Origin of the sequence: Bradyrhizobium sp. PMVTL-01 (assembly GCF_051861855.1) — a bacterium.
Classification (GTDB): Bacteria; Pseudomonadota; Alphaproteobacteria; order Rhizobiales; family Xanthobacteraceae; genus Bradyrhizobium.
On record NZ_CP193982.1, the window covers coordinates 6,894,596 to 6,914,939 of the forward strand.

Annotated in this window: 17 protein-coding genes; 4 read left to right on the top strand and 13 right to left on the bottom strand. The window is 66.1% G+C overall.

Annotated features, from left to right (window positions below; all coding sequences use genetic code 11):
- Position 1: 1 nt before the first annotated feature.
- On the bottom strand, positions 2-1,030 hold the full coding sequence (locus ACRQ5Q_RS33325; RefSeq protein WP_439394169.1) for an esterase: 1,029 nt from the start codon (positions 1,028-1,030) through the stop codon (positions 2-4).
- Positions 1,031-1,060: 30 nt separating this feature from the next.
- Positions 1,061-2,452 (bottom strand): FAD-dependent tricarballylate dehydrogenase TcuA, encoded by a 1,392-nt coding sequence (gene tcuA, locus ACRQ5Q_RS33330; RefSeq protein ID WP_439394170.1) that lies wholly within the window; start codon positions 2,450-2,452, stop codon positions 1,061-1,063.
- A 158-nt stretch (positions 2,453-2,610) separates the two neighbouring features.
- On the opposite strand from tcuA, the gene ACRQ5Q_RS33335 reads away from it, so the two are divergent.
- Positions 2,611-3,294, top strand: a complete 684-nt coding sequence (locus tag ACRQ5Q_RS33335) for a GntR family transcriptional regulator (protein WP_439373615.1) — start codon at positions 2,611-2,613, stop codon at positions 3,292-3,294.
- 9 nt (positions 3,295-3,303) lie between these two features.
- On the opposite strand, the gene ybaK is transcribed toward ACRQ5Q_RS33335, so the two are convergent.
- From ybaK to mobB, 8 genes are all read right to left on the bottom strand, one after another.
- Complete coding sequence (ybaK, locus tag ACRQ5Q_RS33340) at positions 3,304-3,777, bottom strand: Cys-tRNA(Pro) deacylase (RefSeq protein WP_439373614.1); 474 nt, start codon at positions 3,775-3,777, stop codon at positions 3,304-3,306.
- 365 nt (positions 3,778-4,142) lie between these two features.
- Positions 4,143-6,911, bottom strand: a complete 2,769-nt coding sequence (gene fdhF / locus ACRQ5Q_RS33345; protein ID WP_439394172.1) for a formate dehydrogenase subunit alpha — start codon at positions 6,909-6,911, stop codon at positions 4,143-4,145.
- Entirely contained in the window at positions 6,908-8,611 is a 1,704-nt protein-coding gene (locus ACRQ5Q_RS33350) for an NADH-ubiquinone oxidoreductase-F iron-sulfur binding region domain-containing protein (RefSeq protein ID WP_439373612.1), read from the bottom strand. The genes fdhF and ACRQ5Q_RS33350 overlap by 4 nt, the downstream gene beginning before the upstream one ends.
- 284 nt (positions 8,612-8,895) lie before the next feature.
- Positions 8,896-9,177, bottom strand: a complete 282-nt coding sequence (locus tag ACRQ5Q_RS33355) for a hypothetical protein (RefSeq protein ID WP_439373611.1) — start codon at positions 9,175-9,177, stop codon at positions 8,896-8,898.
- Positions 9,178-9,263: 86 nt separating this feature from the next.
- Positions 9,264-10,919 carry an OFA family MFS transporter gene (locus tag ACRQ5Q_RS33360; protein ID WP_439373610.1) on the bottom strand — a complete coding sequence of 552 codons (1,656 nt, stop codon included), beginning with the start codon at positions 10,917-10,919 and terminating at the stop codon, positions 9,264-9,266.
- Between the two features lie 316 nt (positions 10,920-11,235).
- Positions 11,236-11,499 carry a sulfurtransferase TusA family protein gene (locus ACRQ5Q_RS33365; RefSeq protein ID WP_439373609.1) on the bottom strand — a complete coding sequence of 88 codons (264 nt, stop codon included), beginning with the start codon at positions 11,497-11,499 and terminating at the stop codon, positions 11,236-11,238.
- A 44-nt stretch (positions 11,500-11,543) separates the two neighbouring features.
- Positions 11,544-12,800, bottom strand: coding sequence for a molybdopterin molybdotransferase MoeA (locus ACRQ5Q_RS33370; protein ID WP_439394173.1), 1,257 nt, complete (start codon positions 12,798-12,800; stop codon positions 11,544-11,546).
- Between the two features lie 9 nt (positions 12,801-12,809).
- Entirely contained in the window at positions 12,810-13,337 is a 528-nt protein-coding gene (gene mobB, locus ACRQ5Q_RS33375; RefSeq protein WP_439373607.1) for a molybdopterin-guanine dinucleotide biosynthesis protein B, read from the bottom strand.
- A 210-nt stretch (positions 13,338-13,547) separates the two neighbouring features.
- On the opposite strand from mobB, the gene fdhD reads away from it, so the two are divergent.
- Together fdhD and mobA are read left to right on the top strand one after the other, a co-directional pair.
- A complete protein-coding gene (gene fdhD, locus ACRQ5Q_RS33380) occupies positions 13,548-14,438 on the top strand; it encodes a formate dehydrogenase accessory sulfurtransferase FdhD (protein ID WP_439373606.1) in 891 nt (296 codons plus the stop codon).
- On the top strand, positions 14,419-15,060 hold the full coding sequence (mobA, locus tag ACRQ5Q_RS33385; RefSeq protein ID WP_439394175.1) for a molybdenum cofactor guanylyltransferase MobA: 642 nt from the start codon (positions 14,419-14,421) through the stop codon (positions 15,058-15,060). Before fdhD ends, mobA begins: the two co-directional genes overlap by 20 nt.
- 101 nt (positions 15,061-15,161) lie before the next feature.
- On the opposite strand, the gene ACRQ5Q_RS33390 is transcribed toward mobA, so the two are convergent.
- Genes ACRQ5Q_RS33390 through ACRQ5Q_RS33400 form a run of 3 tightly spaced genes read right to left on the bottom strand, consistent with a single transcriptional unit; the run spans position 15,162 to position 19,116 of the window.
- Complete coding sequence (locus tag ACRQ5Q_RS33390) at positions 15,162-17,120, bottom strand: molybdopterin biosynthesis protein (RefSeq protein WP_439394177.1); 1,959 nt, start codon at positions 17,118-17,120, stop codon at positions 15,162-15,164.
- 1 nt (position 17,121) lies between these two features.
- Positions 17,122-18,228, bottom strand: coding sequence for a molybdopterin-binding protein (locus ACRQ5Q_RS33395; RefSeq protein ID WP_439394179.1), 1,107 nt, complete (start codon positions 18,226-18,228; stop codon positions 17,122-17,124).
- 54 nt (positions 18,229-18,282) lie between these two features.
- The gene (locus ACRQ5Q_RS33400) at positions 18,283-19,116 is read right to left on the bottom strand and encodes a substrate-binding domain-containing protein (RefSeq protein WP_439373602.1); all 834 of its coding nucleotides are present in this window, start codon (positions 19,114-19,116) and stop codon (positions 18,283-18,285) included.
- Between the two features lie 301 nt (positions 19,117-19,417).
- On the opposite strand from ACRQ5Q_RS33400, the gene ACRQ5Q_RS33405 reads away from it, so the two are divergent.
- Positions 19,418-20,311 carry a substrate-binding domain-containing protein gene (locus tag ACRQ5Q_RS33405; protein ID WP_439394180.1) on the top strand — a complete coding sequence of 298 codons (894 nt, stop codon included), beginning with the start codon at positions 19,418-19,420 and terminating at the stop codon, positions 20,309-20,311.
- The last annotated feature ends 33 nt before the right edge of the window (positions 20,312-20,344 follow it).

Genomic DNA, 20,344 nt, shown 5'->3' on the forward strand with positions numbered 1-20,344 from the left:
TCTACTTCGTCAGGCCCTTTGCCTCGAGCCATTTCTGGATCAGGCCAGCCACTTCGAGGTTGTTCTTGTCCATCATCACCATGTGCGAATTGCCCTTGATGCCGGCCTGCGGGAGGTCGATGACGTCGACGCTGCCGCCGGCCGCCTTGATCGCGTCGGCGAAGGCGACGCCGTTGGCGCGGATCTTGGGCCAGCGGGCATCACTCTCGATATAGTCGCCATAGATGATGAGGGTCGGAATGTTATTCAGCACATCCGCCTTGGCGGGGTCGCCGATGCCGGCCGGCTCGATCGCGATCAGTGCCTTGACCTTGTCGGGCCGGGCCTGCGCCACCTTGAAGCCGAAGCTGCCGGCCTGGCTGTGGAACAGGATCACCGACGGGCCGACGCGATCGATCTCGGCGATGTAGGCGGCGATGGTCGCATCGTCGGTCGTGGTCCAGCGCGGCACGTTCTGCTTGACGAAGTTCTCGTAGCCCTCGACCGGAAACTGGTTGCCAGGCAGCACCTTCCGCTTGGCGGGATCGGGGTCGTAGGAGTTCGGCCCATCGCCGATGCGGAAGCGCTCGAACGGATTGGCCGTGGTGAGGAACACCGGCTCGCTCTTGAAGATATCGGGATATTGCGCCCAGCCAGCGCGTCCGCGCTCCACCGCATCGGAATTGTAGACCGCCCATCCCTTGCGCAGAAAGTAGTTCAGCCAGCCTTCGCGTCCGTCGGGCGTGGTCTCGTAGGTGACGCCGGTCAGTCCGCCGCCGTGCCACATCAGCAGCGGATAGGCCCCCTTCTGGTTGGCCGGCAGGAAGTACTGCACGTACATCTGCTCGACCTGGTAGGTGCCGTTGGGATCGACCTTGGCCGGCACGCCGCCGGGCGTGAACATGACCTCCTTCACCGGCTTGCCGGATATCTCGACGAGGCGCCCGCCGACATGGAAGGAGCCCATGTCGCGCAGGGTGATGGGCTCGGCAGCGCGGGCCTGGGCGGCGATCAGCAGCGCCGTGATCGAAGCGATGGCAATGCGCGACATGGTTTCTCCCTTTGGCTTTCTTCTTGATCCCTAGTTCTTGGCGTGGCGCGCCGCTTCCCGACCCGCGATGCGTCCGAACACGCTGCCGATGGTCATGCCCATGCCGGCCGCATAGCCCTTGCCGAGCACATTGCCCGCCATGATCTCGCCGGCCGCGAACATGTTCGCGGACGGTTTGCCGTCAGCCATCAGCATCCGTGCCTCCTTGTTCACGCGCGTGCCGAGATAGGTGAAGGTGATGCCGGGCCGCACCGGATAAGCGAGATAAGGTGGCGTCTCGATCTTGCGCGCCCAGTGCGTCTTGGGCGGCGTGATGCCCTCGGTCACGCAGTCATCCAGGATCGTGTGGTCGAAGGTGCCGGGGCGCACCGCGGCGTTGAAATCGGTGATGGTCTTTTCCAGCGCGGCCGGATCGAGCTCCAGCTTGCCGGCGAGCTCGGCGACGGTCCGTCCGGCGATCGGCGGGAACAGCGTCGGCATGAAGCTCGTCACGACGGTGGAATCGAAGATGATGTAGGCGATCTGGTCGGGCTGCGCTGCGACCAGCCGGCCCCAGATGGCGTAGCGCTTTGGCCAGATGTCCTCGCCTTCGTCGTAGAAGCGCTGGGCGTGCTTGTTGACGACGATGCCGAACACGACGGAGTCGTGGCGCGTGATGATGCCGCCATCGAATTTCGGCGCGCGGGCGTCGATCGCAACCGCATGACATTGGGTGGGATCGCCGACCTCCTGCACTCCCTTGTCGAGCAGCATCTTCAGGATCGAGCCGCGGTTATACGGCGTGCCGCGGATCAGGAAATTGTCTGCGGCATCGCCCCAATATTGCTTCAGCCATTCGATGTTCGCCTCGAAGCCGCCGGCCGCGGCGACCAGCGAGGTCGCGCGGATTTCCCTTTCGCCGTTGATCGGCCGCTTGAGGCGCGCGGCAAGGAACATGCTGTCCTCGATCACGAGGTCGGTGACCTCGGCATCGTATTCGACATCGACACCGAGCCGTTCGGCGGTGAGATACAGCGCGTTCAGCATTGCCCGGCCGCCGCCGAGGAAGAAGGAGTTGGTGCGGCCGAGGCTCAGCGTGCCGCCGAGCGACGGCTGCCAGCGCACGCCCTGCTCCACGATCCAGTTCAGGATGTCCTTGGACTCCCGGATCATGTGACGGGCCAGCTCCTCGTCGGTCTTCCCGCCGGTGACGCGCAAGAGATCCTCCCAGAACTCCTCCTCGGTGTAGGGGCCGGTCAGGATTTCGGTGGCCGCGTCATGGGCACAGCGCATGTTGCGGGTGTGGCGGGTATTGCCGCCGCGGTAGAATTTTGGCGCGCCTTCGAGCACGAGCGCCGAGGCGCCGTCGCGCCTGGCGCTGATCGCCGCGCACAGTGCCGCGTTGCCGCCGCCGATCACCAGCACGTCGTATTTGCTGCTCATGACGCCTGCCCAATGCGACGAAGTTGGAGACATTCTGCCGCCGGCCGGCGCGGACAACCGCGCCAGCCATTGCGTACTTTTGTATACAAAGATATACAGTAGGTGCGCAAGCGACATCTCTGCATGGGCAGGATGCGCTTGGCGGCAGACGAGGATGCATGGCCAGACGCCCGGCAAAGACAGGTGGATCCATCGGACGCGGCGGCGCGGTGGCGCTCGGTGAAGCCGTGTTCCGCTCGCTGTGCGAGGCGCTGCAGGCCGGCAGCTACCGGGCCGGCGACCGCCTGCGCGAGGAGGAAGTCGCGCAGCGGCTGAAAGTCAGCCGCACGCCGGTGCGCGAGGCGCTGGGCCGGCTCGCGGCGCGCGGCTTCGTCGAACCCGCCGGCGGCCGCGGCCTGATCGTGCGCAACCTCGACATCTCGGAGGTGCTCGAACTCTACGCCATGCGCGAGATCATGGAGGGCGCCGCCGCGCGCCTCGCCGCCGCGCATGCCTCCGCCCCCGAGGTCGACGCGATCAGGGATATCGAGCAGGCCTTTGTCGATGCGTCGGAGACCGACGCCGCCGAGATGGCGCGGCTCAACCGCGCCTTCCACGAGGCGATCTGCCGCGCCGCGCGCAACCGGTATCTCGACAACGCTTCGCGCGAATTGCAGGACTGGATCGCCCTGCTCGGTCCAACCACTTTCACGGTGCCCGGACGCCCCTCAACCAGCCACGGCGAGCATCAGGCAATCATTGAGGCGATCGCCGCGCGCGACGGCGACAAGGCCGAGCAATTGGCGCGGGCGCATATCCGGGAAGCGCTGCGCTGCCGGCTGAAATTGCTGCAGAAGCAATAGACGGGACGCTCACGCGAGCACGTCCGCGACGACCGCCTTCAGGACATCCCTGACGTCGCCGGGCTTCAGCCGCACCTGCAAGCCGCGCTGGCCGCCGTTGAGATAGACGAGGTCATGCAGGAGCGCGCTCTGCTCCATCACGGTGCGCACGGGCTTGCGCTGCCCGAACGGGCTGATGCCGCCGACCTTGAAACCGGTGACGCGCTCGGCCTCCGGCGGCTTCATCATCTGCGCCGACTTGCCGCTCGCCGCCGCCGCGAGCTTCTTCATCGAGACCTCCTGGTCTGACGGAACGACCACGCAAACCGGCTTGCCGTCCACCAGCGCCATCAGCGTCTTCAGGACGCGCGCGGGGTCCTCGCCGAGGGCGGCAGCCGCCTGGAGCCCGATGCTCCCGGCGTCGGGATCGTAGTCGTAGGTGTGGACGGTGAAGGCAACACCGGCGGCCGTGAGCGCGCGGGTGGCGGGGGTGACTTTGGACATGGGCCACGTTTATCACCGTCACTGCGAGGAGCGAAGCGACGAAGCAATCCGCAATCCCGCCGGAGAGGCAGTCTGGATGGCTTCACGGGGCCTGTCATCGGGCCGCGCTTCGCGCGGACCCGGTGGCTCGCAATGACGATGCACATTTGCCTACCACACCCTCGATGTCATCGCCCGGCTTGACGGGGCGATCCAGTATTCCAGAGGCGAGCTTTGAAGCGTTCGCTCCCACTACATCCGCCGCGGCGGTCTGGATGCCCCGGTCAAGCCGGAGCATGACAGCGGTGGATGTGGCAAGCCGCGTTCGCAGGGACGGCAGCGGAGTTTGGCGGTGCCATGCCGCCAAACTCCACAGAGAGGAGCCCCTACTCCGCCGCGTCCCGCATCTCCGCGCGCTCGGCCCGGGCCGCGCAGAATTTGAACTCCGGGATCTTGCCGAACGGATCGAGCGCGGGATTGGTCAACAGGTTCGCGGCCGCCTCAGCGTAGCAGAACGGCATGAACACCATGTTCTCCGGCACATCGCGATCGGACCGGACCTTGACCTCGACGGCACCGCGGCGCGTTTCCAGGCGAATGAAATCGCCCGGCGCGAGCTGCTTCTTGCGCATGTCTTTCGGCGACATGAAGGCGACCGCCTCCGGCTCGATCTGGTCGAGGACCTGGGCGCGGCGGGTCATCGAGCCGGTGTGCCAGTGCTCCAGCACGCGGCCCGTCGACAGCACCATCGGGTATTCTGCGTCGGGCAGTTCGTCCGGCGGGATCACCTTGGCCGGCACGATCTTGCCGCGGCCACTCGCGGTCGGGAAGCCCGTGGTGAAGATGATCTCGTTGCCGGGCCTGTTCGGATCGTCGGCTGGATAGGTGACGGCGCCTTCGCGCACCAGCCGCTCCCAGCTGATGTTCTTCAGCGACGGCATCAACTCCGCCATCTCTGTATAGACGTCGCCGGGGCCGGCGTAATTCCAGCGCAGCCCCATGCGCTTGCCTATCTCCTGGATGATCCAGAGATCCTGGCGCGCATCGCCCGGCGGCTTGATCACCTGGCGCGCGAGTTGCACGCGCCGGTCGGTGTTGGTGAAGGAGCCGTCCTTCTCCGCAAAGGCCGACGCCGGCAGGATGACGTCGGCGTGGAAGGCGGTCTCGGTGACGAAGAGATCCTGCACCACGAGATGATCGAGCATGGCGAGCGCATGGCGCGCATGCTGCAGATCCGGGTCGGACATCGCGGGGTTCTCGCCCTCGATGTACATGCCCTTGATCTCGCCGGCATGGATCGCATTCATGATCTCGACCACGGTCAGGCCGCGCACGGGGTCGAGATCCTGCTGCCACAGCTTCTCGAAAGCGCCGCGCATGTCGTCGCGGCCGACCGGCTGGTAGTCCGGCAGGAACATCGGGATCAGGCCGGCATCGGAGGCGCCTTGCACGTTGTTCTGGCCGCGCAGCGGATGCAGGCCGGTGCCGGGACGCCCGACCTGGCCGGTGATCAGCGCGAGCGCAATCAGGCAGCGCGCATTGTCGGTGCCGTGGACGTGCTGGCTGATGCCCATGCCCCAGAAGATGATCGACGATTTTGCCCTCGCATAGGTGCGCGCGACCTCGCGCAGCGTCTGCGCCGGGATGCCGCAGATCGGCTCCATCTTCTCCGGCGTGAACTCCTTGATCTTGTCCTTGAGGTCCTCAAAACCCTCGGTGTAGCCGGCGATGTACTGGTCGTCGGTCAGGCCCTCGGTGATGATCGTGTTGATCATCGCGTTCAGCATCGCGACGTCCGAGCCCGGCTTGAACTGCAGATGCCTGGTGGCATGACGCGACAGCGACTGCCGGCGCGGATCCATCACGAACAGTTTTGCGCCGTTCTGCTTCACCGCGTTCTTGATGAAGGTCGCGGCGACCGGATGGTTCACGGCCGGGTTGGCGCCGATCACGATGATGACTTCGGCATCCATCGCGGCGGAGAACGGCGCCGACACCGCACCGGAGCTCAGGCCTTCGAACAGCGCCGCGACCGACGAAGCGTGGCACAGGCGGGTGCAGTGATCGACATTGTTCGAACCGAAACCGGTGCGCACCAGCTTCTGGAACAAATAGGCCTCTTCGTTCGATCCCTTGGCCGAGCCGAAGCCGGCCAGCGCCTTCACACCCTTCTCGTCGCGGATCTTGACGAGACCCTTGGCGGCGATATCGAGCGCCTCTTCCCAGCTCGCTTCACGGAAATGGGTGAAGGGATTCGCGGGATCGACCTGGTCGTTGGCATGCTTGTTCGCATTCGGCAGCCGCACCAGCGGTTTTGTGAGGCGATGCGGATGGTGGATATAGTCGAAGCCGAAGCGGCCCTTCACACAAAGACGGTTGTGATTGGCGGGGCCGTCACGGCCTTCCGCGTAGATCACCTTCTCGTCCTTGACCTCGTAGGTCACCTGGCAGCCGACGCCGCAGAACGGGCAGAGCGAATCGACCTTCTTGTCCGCGTACGTCACGCGGGTCTGGTTCTCGTCGAGCATCACGGCCGGCATCAGCGCGCCGGTTGGACAGGCCTGCACGCATTCGCCGCAGGCGACGCAGGTGGACTCGCCCATGAGATCGTCGAAGTCGAACACGATCTTGGCGCCATGGTTGCGATAGGCCATGCCGATGACGTCGTTGACCTGGACCTCGCGGCAGGCCCGCACGCAGAGGCCGCACTGGATGCAGGCATCGAGATTGACGCGCATCGCCGGATGGCTGGCATCGGTCTCCCAGCGCTCGGCGGCGGGGAAGCGGCTCTCGGTGACGCCCGTGGTCTCGGCCCAGTGCCAGAACTTCGAGTCCGGATCGTGGCTGGTCTCGCGCGCCGGCTGGTCGGCAACGAGCAGCTCCATCACCATTTTTTGCGCCGACACCGCACGCGCGGATTCCGTCTTCACCTTCATGCCAACGGACGGCGTGCGCTTGCAGGATGCCGCCAGTACGCGCTCGCCCTCGATCTCGACCATGCAGGCGCGGCAATTGCCGTCGGGTCGATAGTCCGGCGCCGGCGAGTAGCAGAGATGCGGGATGTCGCGGCCCTGGCGTTTCGCGACCTGCCAGATCGTCTCGCCAGGTTTGGCTTCGACCTGCTTGCCGTCGAGCTCGAACGTAATCTTGGTCATTCGGCCGCTTCCTTGAACTCGTCAGGGAAATATTTGATCACGGAGGACAGCGGATTCGATGCGGCCTGTCCGAGCCCGCAGATCGAGGCATCGCGCATCGTCTGGCTCAATTCTTCCAGCAATGCCCGGTTCCAGACCGGCTTCTGCATCAGCAGCGCCGCCTTCTGGGTTCCGACGCGGCACGGCGTGCACTGGCCGCAGCTCTCGTCCTCGAAGAACTTCATCAGGTTCAATGCCGCTGCGCGCACGCTGTCCTTCTGCGACAGGATCACGATCGCGGCCGAGCCGATGAAGCAGCCGTATTTCTCCAGCGTGCCGAAATCGAGCGGGATGTCGTCCATCGACGCGGGCAGGATGCCGCCGGAGGCGCCGCCAGGAAGATACGCGTAGAACTGATGACCGTCGGCCATGCCGCCGCAATATTCGTCGATCAGCTCGCGCACGGTGATGCCCGCAGGCGCGAGCTTCATGCCGGGATGCTTGACGCGGCCCGAGACCGAGAAGCTGCGCAGGCCGTGGCGCTCGTGGCGGCCATGCCCCTTCCACCAGTCGGCGCCCTTCTCGACGATGTCGCGCACCCACCACAACGTCTCGACGTTGTTGATGAGCGTCGGCAGACCGAACAGGCCGACCTGAAACGGATAAGGCGGCTTGTGCCGGGGCAGGCCACGCTTGCCCTCGATGCTTTCCAGCAGCGAGGATTCTTCACCGCAGATGTATGCACCGGCGCCGCGGCGCATATGCAGCGTCGGGCCGCCGGCGGGGAGCTTTGCGATCTCGCGCTCGAGAATCTCGCGCGAGGCCGGATATTCGTCACGCAGATAGATGTAGACGTCAGAGGCCTGCACCACATGGGCGCCGATCAGCATGCCCTCGATGAAACGGTGCGGATCGGTCTCGAGATAATAGCGATCCTTGAACGTGCCGGGCTCGCCCTCGTCACCGTTGATCGCCATCAGCCGCGGACCGGGCTCGCCCAGCACCGCGCGCCATTTGCGTCCCGTCGGGAAGCCGGCGCCGCCGAGGCCGCGCAGCGAGGCATCGTCGAGCGACTTCAGGAGATCGTCCTTCGACAGTTCGCCCGAGCGCACGCGGTTCAGCAGCTTGTAGCCGCCGCCGGCAACATAGGCGTCGTAGTCGACACAATCAGGCAGATGCGCGTGAGTGTCGCCGGCCTTCGCGGCCGCCATCACATTGGCGACGGTCGCATGGTCGACGAAGTTGTGGCCGACTTCGGCGGCAGGCGCGGTATCGCAGCGCCCGACACAGGGCGCGCGCACGACGCGGATGCCGGGACCGGACGCACTCCGCAGATCCTCGAGCAGCTTCTCGCCGCCGAGCATGGCGCAAGTCAGCGAATCGCAGACACGGATCGTCAGCGGCGGAACGTTGGGCTCGCCCTCCTTCACCACGTCGAAATGCGCGTAGAAGGTCGCGGTCTCGAACACTTCGGCGAAGGCGAGCTTCATCTCGTCGGCGAGCGCGGCAAGGTGCGCGGCCGAGATCTGATGGTACTTGTCCTGGATCAGGTGCAGATATTCGATCAGGAGGTCGCGCCGCCGCGGCCTGTCGCCGAGCAACTGCTCGATCTCGTGCGCGGCGATCGGGTCGACCTGCCGCCCCTTGGGCGTGGCCTTGGCGCGTCGGCGTCCCTCGCCGGGATGCTCGAACGGGCGGACCTTCTGCGCGTCGTGGCTCATCGATTCGTCTCGATCTCGTCTTTTAGAACGGCTCCACTTCTAGCCTCTGGCATGCCAGATGCCAAGCGAATTATCATGCTCGCGGAGGCAGTTAAGCGCGTCCCCAAGGCAACCCTGGATCGCTGCCCGGACACGGCGTTGCGGTCGGTCAACGCGCCAAGCGATAGAACGAAGCCTGAATCGGTCTGGAGATCAATAAAGGCCTCCTATGCTGCGATAGCGAAATCGTATCGCGCTCCCGCTCCGAGGCGACAGGTGACGCTCCATGCCCCGATGCCGATGGGTCAGCTTTTGCCCATGCATTCCTCGATGTAGAACCAGCGATCGTCGCCCGCGAGGCCCTTGGCCTTCACGTCCTTGCGGCACTCCTTGAGCTTCGGCTTGTTGGCGCTCCACTTGGCCTTCATGTCCTTGAGCTTCTGCACGGTCAGCTTGATCTTGCCGGGTTTGGCCTCGGTCGCGGCGGGCGGCGTTGCGGCCGGTGCACCGGCGGTCTGCGCGGATGCGGATTGCAGGGCGCCGGCAATGAGCAGCATGGCGGCGCCACAAACGAGCTTACGAACCATCGAATTCCCCCAGGGGTGATTTTGAACCATCGAAATGAGCGGCGGAAGCGCGCGCATGGCGCGCTCCGCTCGCGATGAATGTGCGATCAGAATATCTTGACCGCGCTCTCCAGCGTCTTCCAGACACCCCAGAGCAGAGGACCGCCGACGATCGCCCAGAAGAACGCCGCCTTGATGTCAAGCCCACCGAACCCGATGCCGTAGGAGCCATGCGGCCCCGCAGCGGCGGCGCTGGCGCTCGCCGCCTGCAACTTGGCGACATCGGCCTCCTTCATGTGCCACTTCGACTCGACCGGCTTGACCAGATAGTTGCAGATCAGGCCCGCGATCAGCATCGCGCACAGGATGTACATCGTCGTGTTGTAGAGCTGGTCGCGCGGCACGCCCGCCGCGAGCTGGAACTCGCGGATGTAGTTCACTACGACCGGGCCGATGATGCCGGCCGTCGACCACGCCGTCAGCAGCCGGCCGTGAATCGCGCCGACGAACTGGGTGCCGAACATGTCGGCGAGATACGCCGGTACGGTGGCGAACCCGCCGCCATACATCGACAGGATGATGCCGAAGCCGAGCACGAACAGCAGCTTCGAGCCCATCGCAGCAAAGGTCGGCGCCAGCGCATAGAGCACGATGCCGAGGATGAAGAACGTGTAGTAGGTGTTCTTGCGGCCGATCTTGTCCGACAGCGACGCCCAGAAGAAGCGGCCGCCGATGTTGAACAGCGACAGCAATCCGGCGAAACCGGCGGCGATCGCCGCGATCTGCGCCTTCTGCCCGGCATCGAGCGCGTTGAAACCGACGTCCGGCAGGCCGATCAGCTTGCCGCCGAAGATCTCCTGGAGCATCGGCGAAGCCATGCCGATCACGCCGATACCCGCGGACACGTTCAGGCAGAGCACCCACCAGATCAGCCAGAACTGCGGGGTTTTGTGCGCATCGTTGAGATGGACGTTATTCTTCGAGATCATCGCGTTGGCCTTGACCGGCGGGGTCCAGCCCTCGGGCTGCCAGCCGGGCGGCGGCAAGCGATAGCGGAATGCGCCGATCATCATGAAGACGAAGTAGATGACGCCCATCGCGACGAAGGTCTCCCAGACGCCGACCGAGGTCGGCGTCTTGAAATAGTTCATCAGCAGGTTCGCCAGCGGCGCGCCGATCATGGCGCCGCCGCCGAAGCCCATGATGGCCATGCCGGTCGCCATGCCGCGGCGGTCCGGAAACCACTTCACCAGCGTCGACACCGGCGAGATATAGCCAAGGCCGAGGCCGACGCCGCCAATCACGCCCGACCCCAGCCACAATAGCCAGAGCTGATGGCTGTAGACGCCTATCGCACCGAGGAAGAGTCCGCCGCACCAGCACAGCGCCGAGACGAAGCCGGCCTTGCGCGGACCCACGCGCTCCAGCCAGCCACCCCACACCGCCGCGGCAATGCCGAGCAGCACGAAGAACAGCGTGTACATCCACCCCATGCTGGCGACCTTCCAGTCGCAGCTGGTCGTGAACAGCTCCTGCAACAGCGAAATGTCACCGCAGGTCTTCGGCGCGGTCACGCCGATCGCGCGCGACAGCGGCAGCCAGAATACCGAGAAGCCATAGGCCATGCCGATGCAGAGATGGATGCACAGCGCCGCCGGTGGCACCAGCCAGCGATTGAAGCCGGCGGTCGCGATGGTCCGCTCGCGATCAAGAAAACCCGCACCAGCGCCCGAAATTGTTCCAGCGCTCTCAATAGTAGACATACAGTCCTCCCCTAAGGCTGCCCTTCTGAGCAAGCCTGCCGCTATGATCCTGCCCCTCAGCCATTGCGGTGCAGTCAACTGTCTATGCAGCTCCGCACGATCGTCCGACGCGCGCCAGGATCGTCACGCGCGTGTTCGAAAAGTCCCTCAATGAGGGTTTGTCCCCGATGCGACCTTGCAGGCTTCGTGAGTGCAGCCGCGTCCCGCGTGTCGCAGACACGAGTCAACCTCCGCGCCTGCACGGAGACTGTCAGTGTGGACAGAAGCGGTGATTGATGTCGATAGACAAAAGGTCGGTATCAGCGCGGTAACGTGCTCAAGACCGCAGCGCACCATTGACGTTTGCTATCAAACCATTTGCTTTCTCTATCAAGAACACGATGCGCGCGTCGTTGCGCTCGGTGATCTCCACCTTGTCGCCGGTCTCGCGGATCAGGTTTGGAATATCAATCACCGACAGCGGGTCGGTGCAATGCACTTCGAGCTGATCGCCGGGCTGCAACGGCTTCAGCGCCTTGCGCGTCTTGAGCGCAGGCAGCGGGCATTTCAGCCCCGTGAGATCGAGCGTGGTTCTGGTCATGGGCGCACCATGGCGGGGTGCAGCGACGGCGTCAACGCAACCACTCACAGCAGATCGGCATAAGACAGGAAGCCGACGCTCTGCCCGGGCTCGACGACTGCGAGGGGCTCGCCGAGTTCCACCAGGCCATCCGTCTCGACCAGCGACGACAACAGTCCGGCGCCTTCGCGCGGGAACTTGATGGCCTCCAGCGCGCCGTCCTCCCCGCGCCGCAACGAGGCGCGGACATATTCGCGGCGGCCGATCTTCTTCTTGTAGGTGAATGCCGCACGCACCGGGATCGGCAACAGCGGCTCCGGGAGGGCACCCACCAGCGCCAGCACCGTCGGCCGCACCACATGGACGAAGGTGACGAAGCTGGCGACGGGATTGCCGGGCAAGCCGATCAGCGGCGTGCCGCCGATGATGCCCATCGCCACGGGCCGACCCGGCTTGATCGCCATCCGCCACAGCACCAGCGAGCCGACGCTCTCGACCGCCGCCTTGACGTGATCCTCCTCGCCGGTCGAGACGCCGCCGGTGGTGAGAATCAGATCATGCGCGCCTGCCACCTGCTTCAGGCCGCTCGCAAGCGACGCTCGCTCGTCGCGCAAAATGCCGAGGTCGCTGACCTCGCAGCCGAGCCGGCGCAGCATCGCCATCAGCATGAAGCGATTGGAATCGAACAGCTGCGAGGTCGCACGCGGCTCTCCCGGCGAAGCCAGCTCGTCGCCGGTCGAGAACACCGCGACGCGGATGCGCCTCACGACGTCGAGCCCGACAAGGCCGAACGCCGCGGCAAGCGCGACATGCTGTGGCCGCAAGCGCTGGCCGGCGCGCAGCGCAACGTGTCCCTTCGGAATGTCCTCGCCGGCGGGGCGGACATTGGCGCCCTGCTTCAGCCCCGGCGGCAGCACGATCCGGCCGGAATCATCGATGCGGACATCCTCCTGCATAAAGACGGTTTCGGCCTCGGGCGGCATCGGCGCGCCCGTGAAGATTCGCGCGGTGTGGCCGGGCTTGATCGGTGCCTGCGCAAGACCACCGGCCTGGATGCGGCCATCGAGCGGGAATGCCTGCTCCGCAGCTTGCGGAAGGTCCGCGTTGCGGACGGCGTAACCGTCGACCGCAGAGTTGGTGAACGGCGGCAGCGGCAAGGGCGCGGCAATGTCGCGCGCCAGCACGCGCCCGTCCGCATCGACGAGCGCCACGGTTTCCAGATCGGCAATCGCGTTGACGCGCGTCGTGATGAGGCCAACGGCCTCGTCGACCGACATCATCGGTCCGCCGAAGGCAAAGCAATCGTCTGACAGTTGCGCCATGGTGCCTCGTCAGCGTGTCGCGACGCTTGTTGCCACCGCTTCCTCGACCGGCATGGCCGCACGCAGCAGCAGCGCGGCCACAGCGGGGATATCATCGAGATGGACGGTCGGCAGCCGGGTTTCAATGGCGCTGTCGGTCGCGATGCCGGCAATTCCGGGATCGTCCGGAAACAGCAGCGGCTTGCCATTGGCGGCGCGATGCACCTCGATCTTGCGATGCGGCTCGCGCTTGAAGCCCTCGACCACGACAAGATCGACCGCGGAGAGCTTGCTCAATAGCTCCGGCAGCCGCGGCTCCGCCGCGCCGCGCAATTCATGCATCAAGGCCCAGCGATTCGACGAGGCCACCAGCACCTCGGCCGCCCCGGCCTCGCGATGGCGCCAGGAATCCTTGCCGGGCACGTCGACGTCGAACTGATGATGCGCATGCTTGATGACGGAGACGCGCAGGCCTTGCGCGTTGAAATGCGGGATCAGCCGCGTCAACAGCGTGGTCTTTCCCGCACCGCTCCAGCCTGCAAGGCCGATGACTTTCATAACTCTTCGATCTCCGCCAACGGCTCGCCGGCCGATGGAACCCGCCGGCTATCCCCGTCATTGCGAGCGCAGCGAAGCAATCCAGACTGTCACCGCGGATCTAGTTCTGGATTGCTTCGCTGCGCTCGCAATGACGACGAGGCGGCATTTCGCTCTCTCCCGGCCATGCTTATATCGGCTTGAGCGGAATGTCATGCTAACGTCGCGGCCATGATGAAGATCGACAAAGCCCCGGTGCCCCTGATCGTCCCCAACCCGGACGACCCGCGACTGACACGGAGCGTGACCGGCACCGACCAGACCGGCGCCAGGGTCGAGATCAAGGTGCCGATGGAGCGGCCGCTGACGCTCTACCTGAACGCCCAGGAGATCGTCACCATGATGACGATCGGCGACTATCCGGAATATCTGGCGCTCGGCTACCTGCTGAACCAGAACATGCTGAAATATAGCGACGCGGTCACCGAGGTCGAATACGACGACGATCTCCAGGTGGTCGTGGTACGCACCGAGCACCACACCAATTTCGAGGCCAAGCTGAAGAAGCGCACGCAGACCTCGGGCTGCGCGCAGGGCACCGCCTTCGGCGACCTCCTGGAGGCGGTCGAAAGCGTCGCGCTGCCGAAGGCCGAGCTGCGCACCTCCTGGCTCTATCAGTTGACGCAGACCATCAACACCATGCCCTCGCTCTACCTCGAGGCAGGGGCGATCCATGGCTGCGTGCTGTGCAAGGAGGGCACGCCGCTCTGCTACACCGAGGACGTCGGCCGGCACAACGCCGTCGACAAGATCGCCGGCTGGATGTACCGGCACGGCGTCGATCCATCCGACAAGATCCTCTACACCACCGGACGCCTCACCTCGGAGATGGTGATCAAGACCGTGCGGATGGGCATTCCGATCCTGGTGTCGCGCTCCGGCTTCACCGCCTGGGGCGTCGATCTCGCAAGACAGGTCGGGCTGACGCTGGTCGGCCGCACGCGCGGGAAGCGCTTCATCGCACTCGCGGGCGAGGAACGCATCGTCCACGACCAGAACCTCGCTTACGTCGAGGAAGAGTCGGCCAAGCACAAGCGCAAGGGTGAAGGTGGTGACGACTGAATTTCCGCTGACGCAGGGCGTGCTGCTCGCCGGCGGTCTGGCGCGGCGCATGGGCGGCGGCGACAAGCCGATGCGCACCATCGGCGGCCGCACCATTCTGGAACGCGTGATCGCGCGCCTGTCGTCCCAATGCAGCGGGCTGATCCTCAACGCGAACGGCGATCCCGCCCGTTTCGCCGCCTTCGGCCTGGAGGTCGTCGCCGACGACGTGCCTGGCTTTCCCGGCCCGCTCGCCGGCATCCTCGCCGCGCTCGACTGGACCGCGCACAACCGGCCTGACATCGCATGGGTGCTCAGCGCAGCCGGCGATTGCCCGTTCCTGCCGCGCGATCTCGTCGCGCGCCTGCACGAAGCGCGGAGCCGGGAGAACGCGCAGCTCGCGGTCGCGGCTTCAGGCGAGCAGTCGCATCCGGTGATCGGCTTGTGGCGTGTCGCCCTGCGCGACGAGCTGCGTCACGCACTCGTCGTCGAAGACCTCCGCAAGATCGACCGCTGGACCGCGCGCTACCCGCTCGCGACGGTGACCTGGCCGACCGAGCCGCTCGATCCGTTTTTCAACGCCAACACGGTCGAGGACATCGCCGAGGCGGAACGGCTCGCGGCGCTCGACGACGCGGCTTGAGCTCGCTTTACGATTTGGAAACTCGTTGAGGAGCTGCGCCCAGATGATCGCGAAGGCGATCAGGCCGCACAGACCGACCGCCGCGGTGAAACGCGGCATGTCTACGCGGGCCGGAAGCCCGCCCGCTCCAGCGCCGTACGCGCATTATTCGAGCCGAGCGCCTCGAGAAACGCCTGCACCGCCCGACGGTCCTTGCGCGTCGTCACCAGCGCGAAGTCATAATGCTCTTCGGCGAGCGGAATGAAACCGAGGCCGGCCGCATGGGCGAGCGGCGCAATGGTCATGCCCCAATCGGCGCGGTGCTGCGCGACAGCCGCGGCAACGGCGTTGTGCGAACGCGGCTGGTTCCAGTAACCTTCCGGTCGCGCAGCGCCGAGCAGCCGGTCGATCAGGATGCGCGTGCCGGCGCCCTGATTGCGGTTGACCATGATGCAGGCGGGATCGGCGAGCGCCGCAGCAACGGCCTCTTTGGCACTGAGCCTCTCGAACCGCGTGTCGCCCCGGCGGAAGACGATGCCCTGCATCCGCCGCCAGCCGGGGACGAGCTCGAGCCCCTCGACGAGGTAGGGCGTATTGTAGGTCTCGCTCCTGTCGTCGAACAGATGGATCGGCGCGAGATCGCATTCGCCGCGCCTCGCCGCCGCAAGGCCGCCGAGGCTGCCGACCGCGATCGAGCGCACCGTCAGGCCGGCATGCGCGAGCTGCGCGGTAACGAGATCGAGGCCGGTGCAATGGCTGCCGACGATGACGAGATCGGGCACGCGCACATGCGGCGTGAACAGCGTCACCTCGGTCTCCTTGCCCGCCGGCATCTGGTCCGCGAGCGCGTCGATGCGCAGGAAGCCGTCGGCCTGCGCGAACGAGGTGATCGCGCCGGAGCCTTTGCCGGTGGGATAAGCGATCAGGCCGCCCTTGCCCTCGAGCAGCGAAACCATGACGAATTCGGTGCGGCCGAGCTCGGAGGCGATGCGCACCGGCACGGTCGCACCGACCTTGGCGTCGGAGCGCGGCGGCAGCCCGGCCATCCTGCGCAGCACCGGCACGATCATGTCGTGGAAAGTGAACATCGCCGAGGTCGGAAAGCCCGGCAGGATCACCACCGGCTTGCCGTCGCACACCGCGAGACACAGCGGCTTGCCGGGCTTGAGCGCGACGCCATGCGCGATGATGCCGGGCTGACCGAGCCGGCCGATGATGCGATGGGACAGATCGCCCGCGCCTTTCGAGGTGCCGCCCGAGAGCACCAGCATGTCGGCGTCCGCAAGCGCGCGCCGCATCGCCGCTTCGAGCTTTGCTTCGTCATCTGGAATGGCACCCAGGAAGATCGCCTCGCCGCCGTTCTCGTCGATCGCGGCCGCGACGATCGCGCCGTTGGTGTCGTAGATCTCCGCGGGCGCGAGCGCCTTGCCGGGCTGGACCAGCTCGTCGCCGGTGGAGATCACCGCAACACGCGGCTTCCGCACGACGGTGACCTCCGCGATCCCGCAGGCTGCCAGCATGCCGATCTCGCGCGATCCGATGATGGTGCCCGCGCGCAGCAGCGCCTCGCCGCGCGCCATGTCGGACCCGGCGTAGGACACGAACTGCCCGGGCGAGACGGCACGGCGGACCTCGATCGCATCAGGGCCGGCCGGCTGCGTGTGCTCGACCATGACGACGGCATCGGCGCCGCGCGGCAGCGGGCCGCCGGTAGCGATCGGTGTGGCGGTGCCCGCCGCGACCTGCATCCTCGGCGCGGTGCCGCAGTGAATGGTCTCCGCATTCAACGCAAGGCGCCTCGGTGCACCTTCGCTGGCCGCAGCGAGATCCGCCGAGCGGACGGCAAAGCCGTCGACGTTTGAGCGATCGAACGGCGGCACATCGATCGGCGCAGTGACATCTTCGGCGAGCGCCGTGCCTAGCGTATCGCCAAGCTTGCGCAGCTCGCTCGGGATCGCGCGCGGGAACAGCGCGGCCTCGAAGCGCGCCAGGGCCTCCTCGCGCGAGAGGATCTTGAGGAACTGCTCCTGCTCGAGCGCGCTGCGGGCTTGCGATTGGGGAGTGGTCATGCCGGAACCCATATCACTGCCGCATCAGATAGGCATCGGCGGGCGTACCCGCCGCAAATCCCTCGTGGCTGGCGGGAATGATCAGCCATGCATCCGCACGGGCAATGACCTGGAACGGCCACTCCCCCACCGCAAGCGGCATCCAGGCACGATGTTCCTCGGCCAGCAGCGCGATTTCGGCGATGCCGACCGTGGATGCGATTTTTCGCGCGAGCGGCAGGGTCATCGGCCGACGCGGCTGCCGTGCCGACAGACGATCGATGAGCGGAAGCACCAGCGCCAGCCAGGCCGCGAGCGCATGATCCGGCGAGCCGGGCAAGGCAACGACGGGAACCTTGCCAAGCCGTCCGACCGCAGCGGTGCGGCCGGGCTGAAGTGCAAGGCCATGGGCGAGCACCTCGCCGCACCCTGCCAACGCGGTCACCGCCGCGTCCTGGCGACCGAGGCCGCTGCCTCCGACCGTCAACAACAGGTCGCAGGCGGACGCATCGAGCACATCAGCGATCGATGCTTCATCGCGCGCGGCGGCCTCAAGCGTCCGCACATCCTGTCCTGCGGCGCGGGCGATGCCCGCGATCATATGCGCCGTCGTCGTCGCGCCCGGCACGTTGACGATGCGCAGCCGCGGATGCCGCACGCTCAGCCCGCCTGCCGCCGCGACGCCCGCGATCAACAGGTCGGCCGGGCCGATCGGGTACCCCTCGGCACCGGCCGTCGTGCCAGCGGCAATATCGCCTCCGGCGCGCCGGATACCCTGCCCCGGCACGCCCTCCGCCAGCACCTGCACAAGCGGCCCCGAAACCTCCACGGCGTCGGCATCGAGCACACAGTCGCATCCCTCCGGCATCGCATCGCCGGCATCGACCCAAACAGCGGCCCTCGCCAAGGGCAGCGGCGCATAGGCGGAGCTACCGACGAGATCGTTGGCGCGCAGCGCCCAGCCGTCCGCGGCAGCGATGTCATGCGGCGGATAGGCCGCCACCTGCGGCGCGCCCGCTGCGACGCAGCCAATGGCCTCGGACAGCGGCAACACGACCGGCGCGACCGGATCAACGCCTCGCAGCAACGCGGCGAGTGCGGTATCGAGCGGCGTCAAAGAAGGCGGCAGACGCTGGGTCATGCGCCATGATGGATCATGCCTCGTCCGGTTTGGCAACCGCAGGAGATGAGGATCTCAGCCGGCCGTCTTGTCCGCATTTGGAAAGAACACCTGCTGGCCGTCGACCTTGTAGGCTGCGATCGCAGCCTGTCCCTCCGGCGAGATCAGCCAGTCGATGAAGGTTTGCCCCAGCTCCTTCTTCACGTTCGGAAACTTCTCGGGGCTCATCAGCATCACGCCGTATTGGTTGAACAGACGCTTGTCGCCTTCGACGACGACATCGAGATCACCGCGATCCCTGAAGCCGATCCAGCTGCCGCGGTCCGACAGCACATAGGCATTGGCGGCGCGCGCGGCCTCGAGTGCTGCGACCATGCCCTGCTTGGCCTCGCGATACCAGGCCCCCTTGGCGGCGGCGACGTCGATGCCGGCGACGATCCAGAGCGCGAGCTCCGCAGCATGGGTGCCGGAGCGATCGCCGCGGGTCACGAACGGCGCGCCCTTGGCCTCGATCGCCTTGAGCGCGGTCGCGATGTCCTTGCCCTTGATGCCGGCAGGATCGCTCTTCGGCCCGACCAGCACATAGTCGTTGTACATGACGTCGAAGCGCTTCACGGCAAAACCGTCGGCAACGAATTTTTCCTCCTGCGGCCGCGCATGTGTCAGCACGACGTCCGCCTCGCCCTTTCGCGCGCCGTCGAGCACCTCGTCGGCGCGCCGCGCGATCACCCTCACCTCGACACCGGTCTTGTCACGGAAGATCGGCAGCAGATGATCGAGCAGGCCGGACTCCTGTGTCGATGTCGTCGCGGCCAGCACGACCGCACGATCCTCCGCGAGAGCGGCCGCAACGCCCACAGCAAGGCCGCAGAGAAGCGCGAATGCAACGGACAGGCGGCGAGCGGCCATGAGCTGGTTCCCTTCGATATGACGCGATCATGATGATGGATTGCGCCGCACTCGTGACGCCAATCGCGCCCTGTTCGGGATATTTCGGCAAGGTATAACGCGGCTCAGCGATCGCAAAGCATTCGCGACGCCCGCAAGGTGCGCGCTTCGGGATCGTTCACCAAAGCAGAAATCGCGTGCGCGGATGTGTTGCAAAGCAACGAGATGATCGGGCATGGTTCCCGCGGACACAAGATGAACTGCAGAATTCCACCTGCGACGAACGTCCAAAATGAAGCAAGAATTTGCATAGGAATGCAGGATGGAATTCCTGACGACCAGTGAAGCCGCTGACTATCTCCGACTTGGCGAGCGCAAGCTCTACGAACTCGTCACCACCGGTGCGATCCCCTGCAGCAAGGTGACCGGCAAGTGGCTCTTCCCCCGGCACGAGCTCGACCTCTGGGTCCTCTCGGGCCTCGCGCGTCCGGCGGGCATGCTGACCACCGAGCCGCCGCCCGTCGTGGGCGGCAGCCAGGACGAGCTGCTGGATTGGAGCCTGCGCGAATCCGGCTCCGGCCTCGGCTCCATGAGCGAGGGCAGCGCGCGCGGGCTGGAGCGCCTGCAGCGCGACGAGGTGATGGCCGTGGCCGTGCACTTCCACAGCCTGGATTCCACCGGCAATCTTGCCGCCGATGCCAGTGTGACGGCTCTGCAAAACGCTCCGGACCTGCATGACGCCCTGCTGGTCGCATTCGTGCGACGCGAGCAGGGCCTGGTGCTGCCGCCGGGCAATCCGAAACAGCTGAGCGACCTCGCCGACGTGCTCGCGCTCGGCGCCAGGATGGCGATGCGACAACAGGGCACGGGCGCGCAGATGCTGCTCGAGGTGCTGCTCAAGCGCGTGGACGCCACGACGCGCGCTCTGCGCCGGGTGGAGGCGCCGGCCCTCACCGGGCCGGATCTCGCCGAAATGGTCCGTGCCGGACAAGCCGATTGCGGGATCGCGACGCGCGCAGCGGCGCGCTCGGCCGGCCTCGACTTCGTGCCGCTGGTCTGGGAGAATTTCGACCTCGCGATGCGGCAGCGCACCTACTTCCGTCCCGCCATGCAGGCACTGATCCGGTTCCTCAGCGAAAGACGGCTGCTCCAGCGCGCCGAGGAGCTGACCGGCTACGACCCCTCGCCGGCAGGACAGATCCGCTTCGCGGCCTGACGTTGACGCCCACCCCAAAATAGTTGCAAAAGA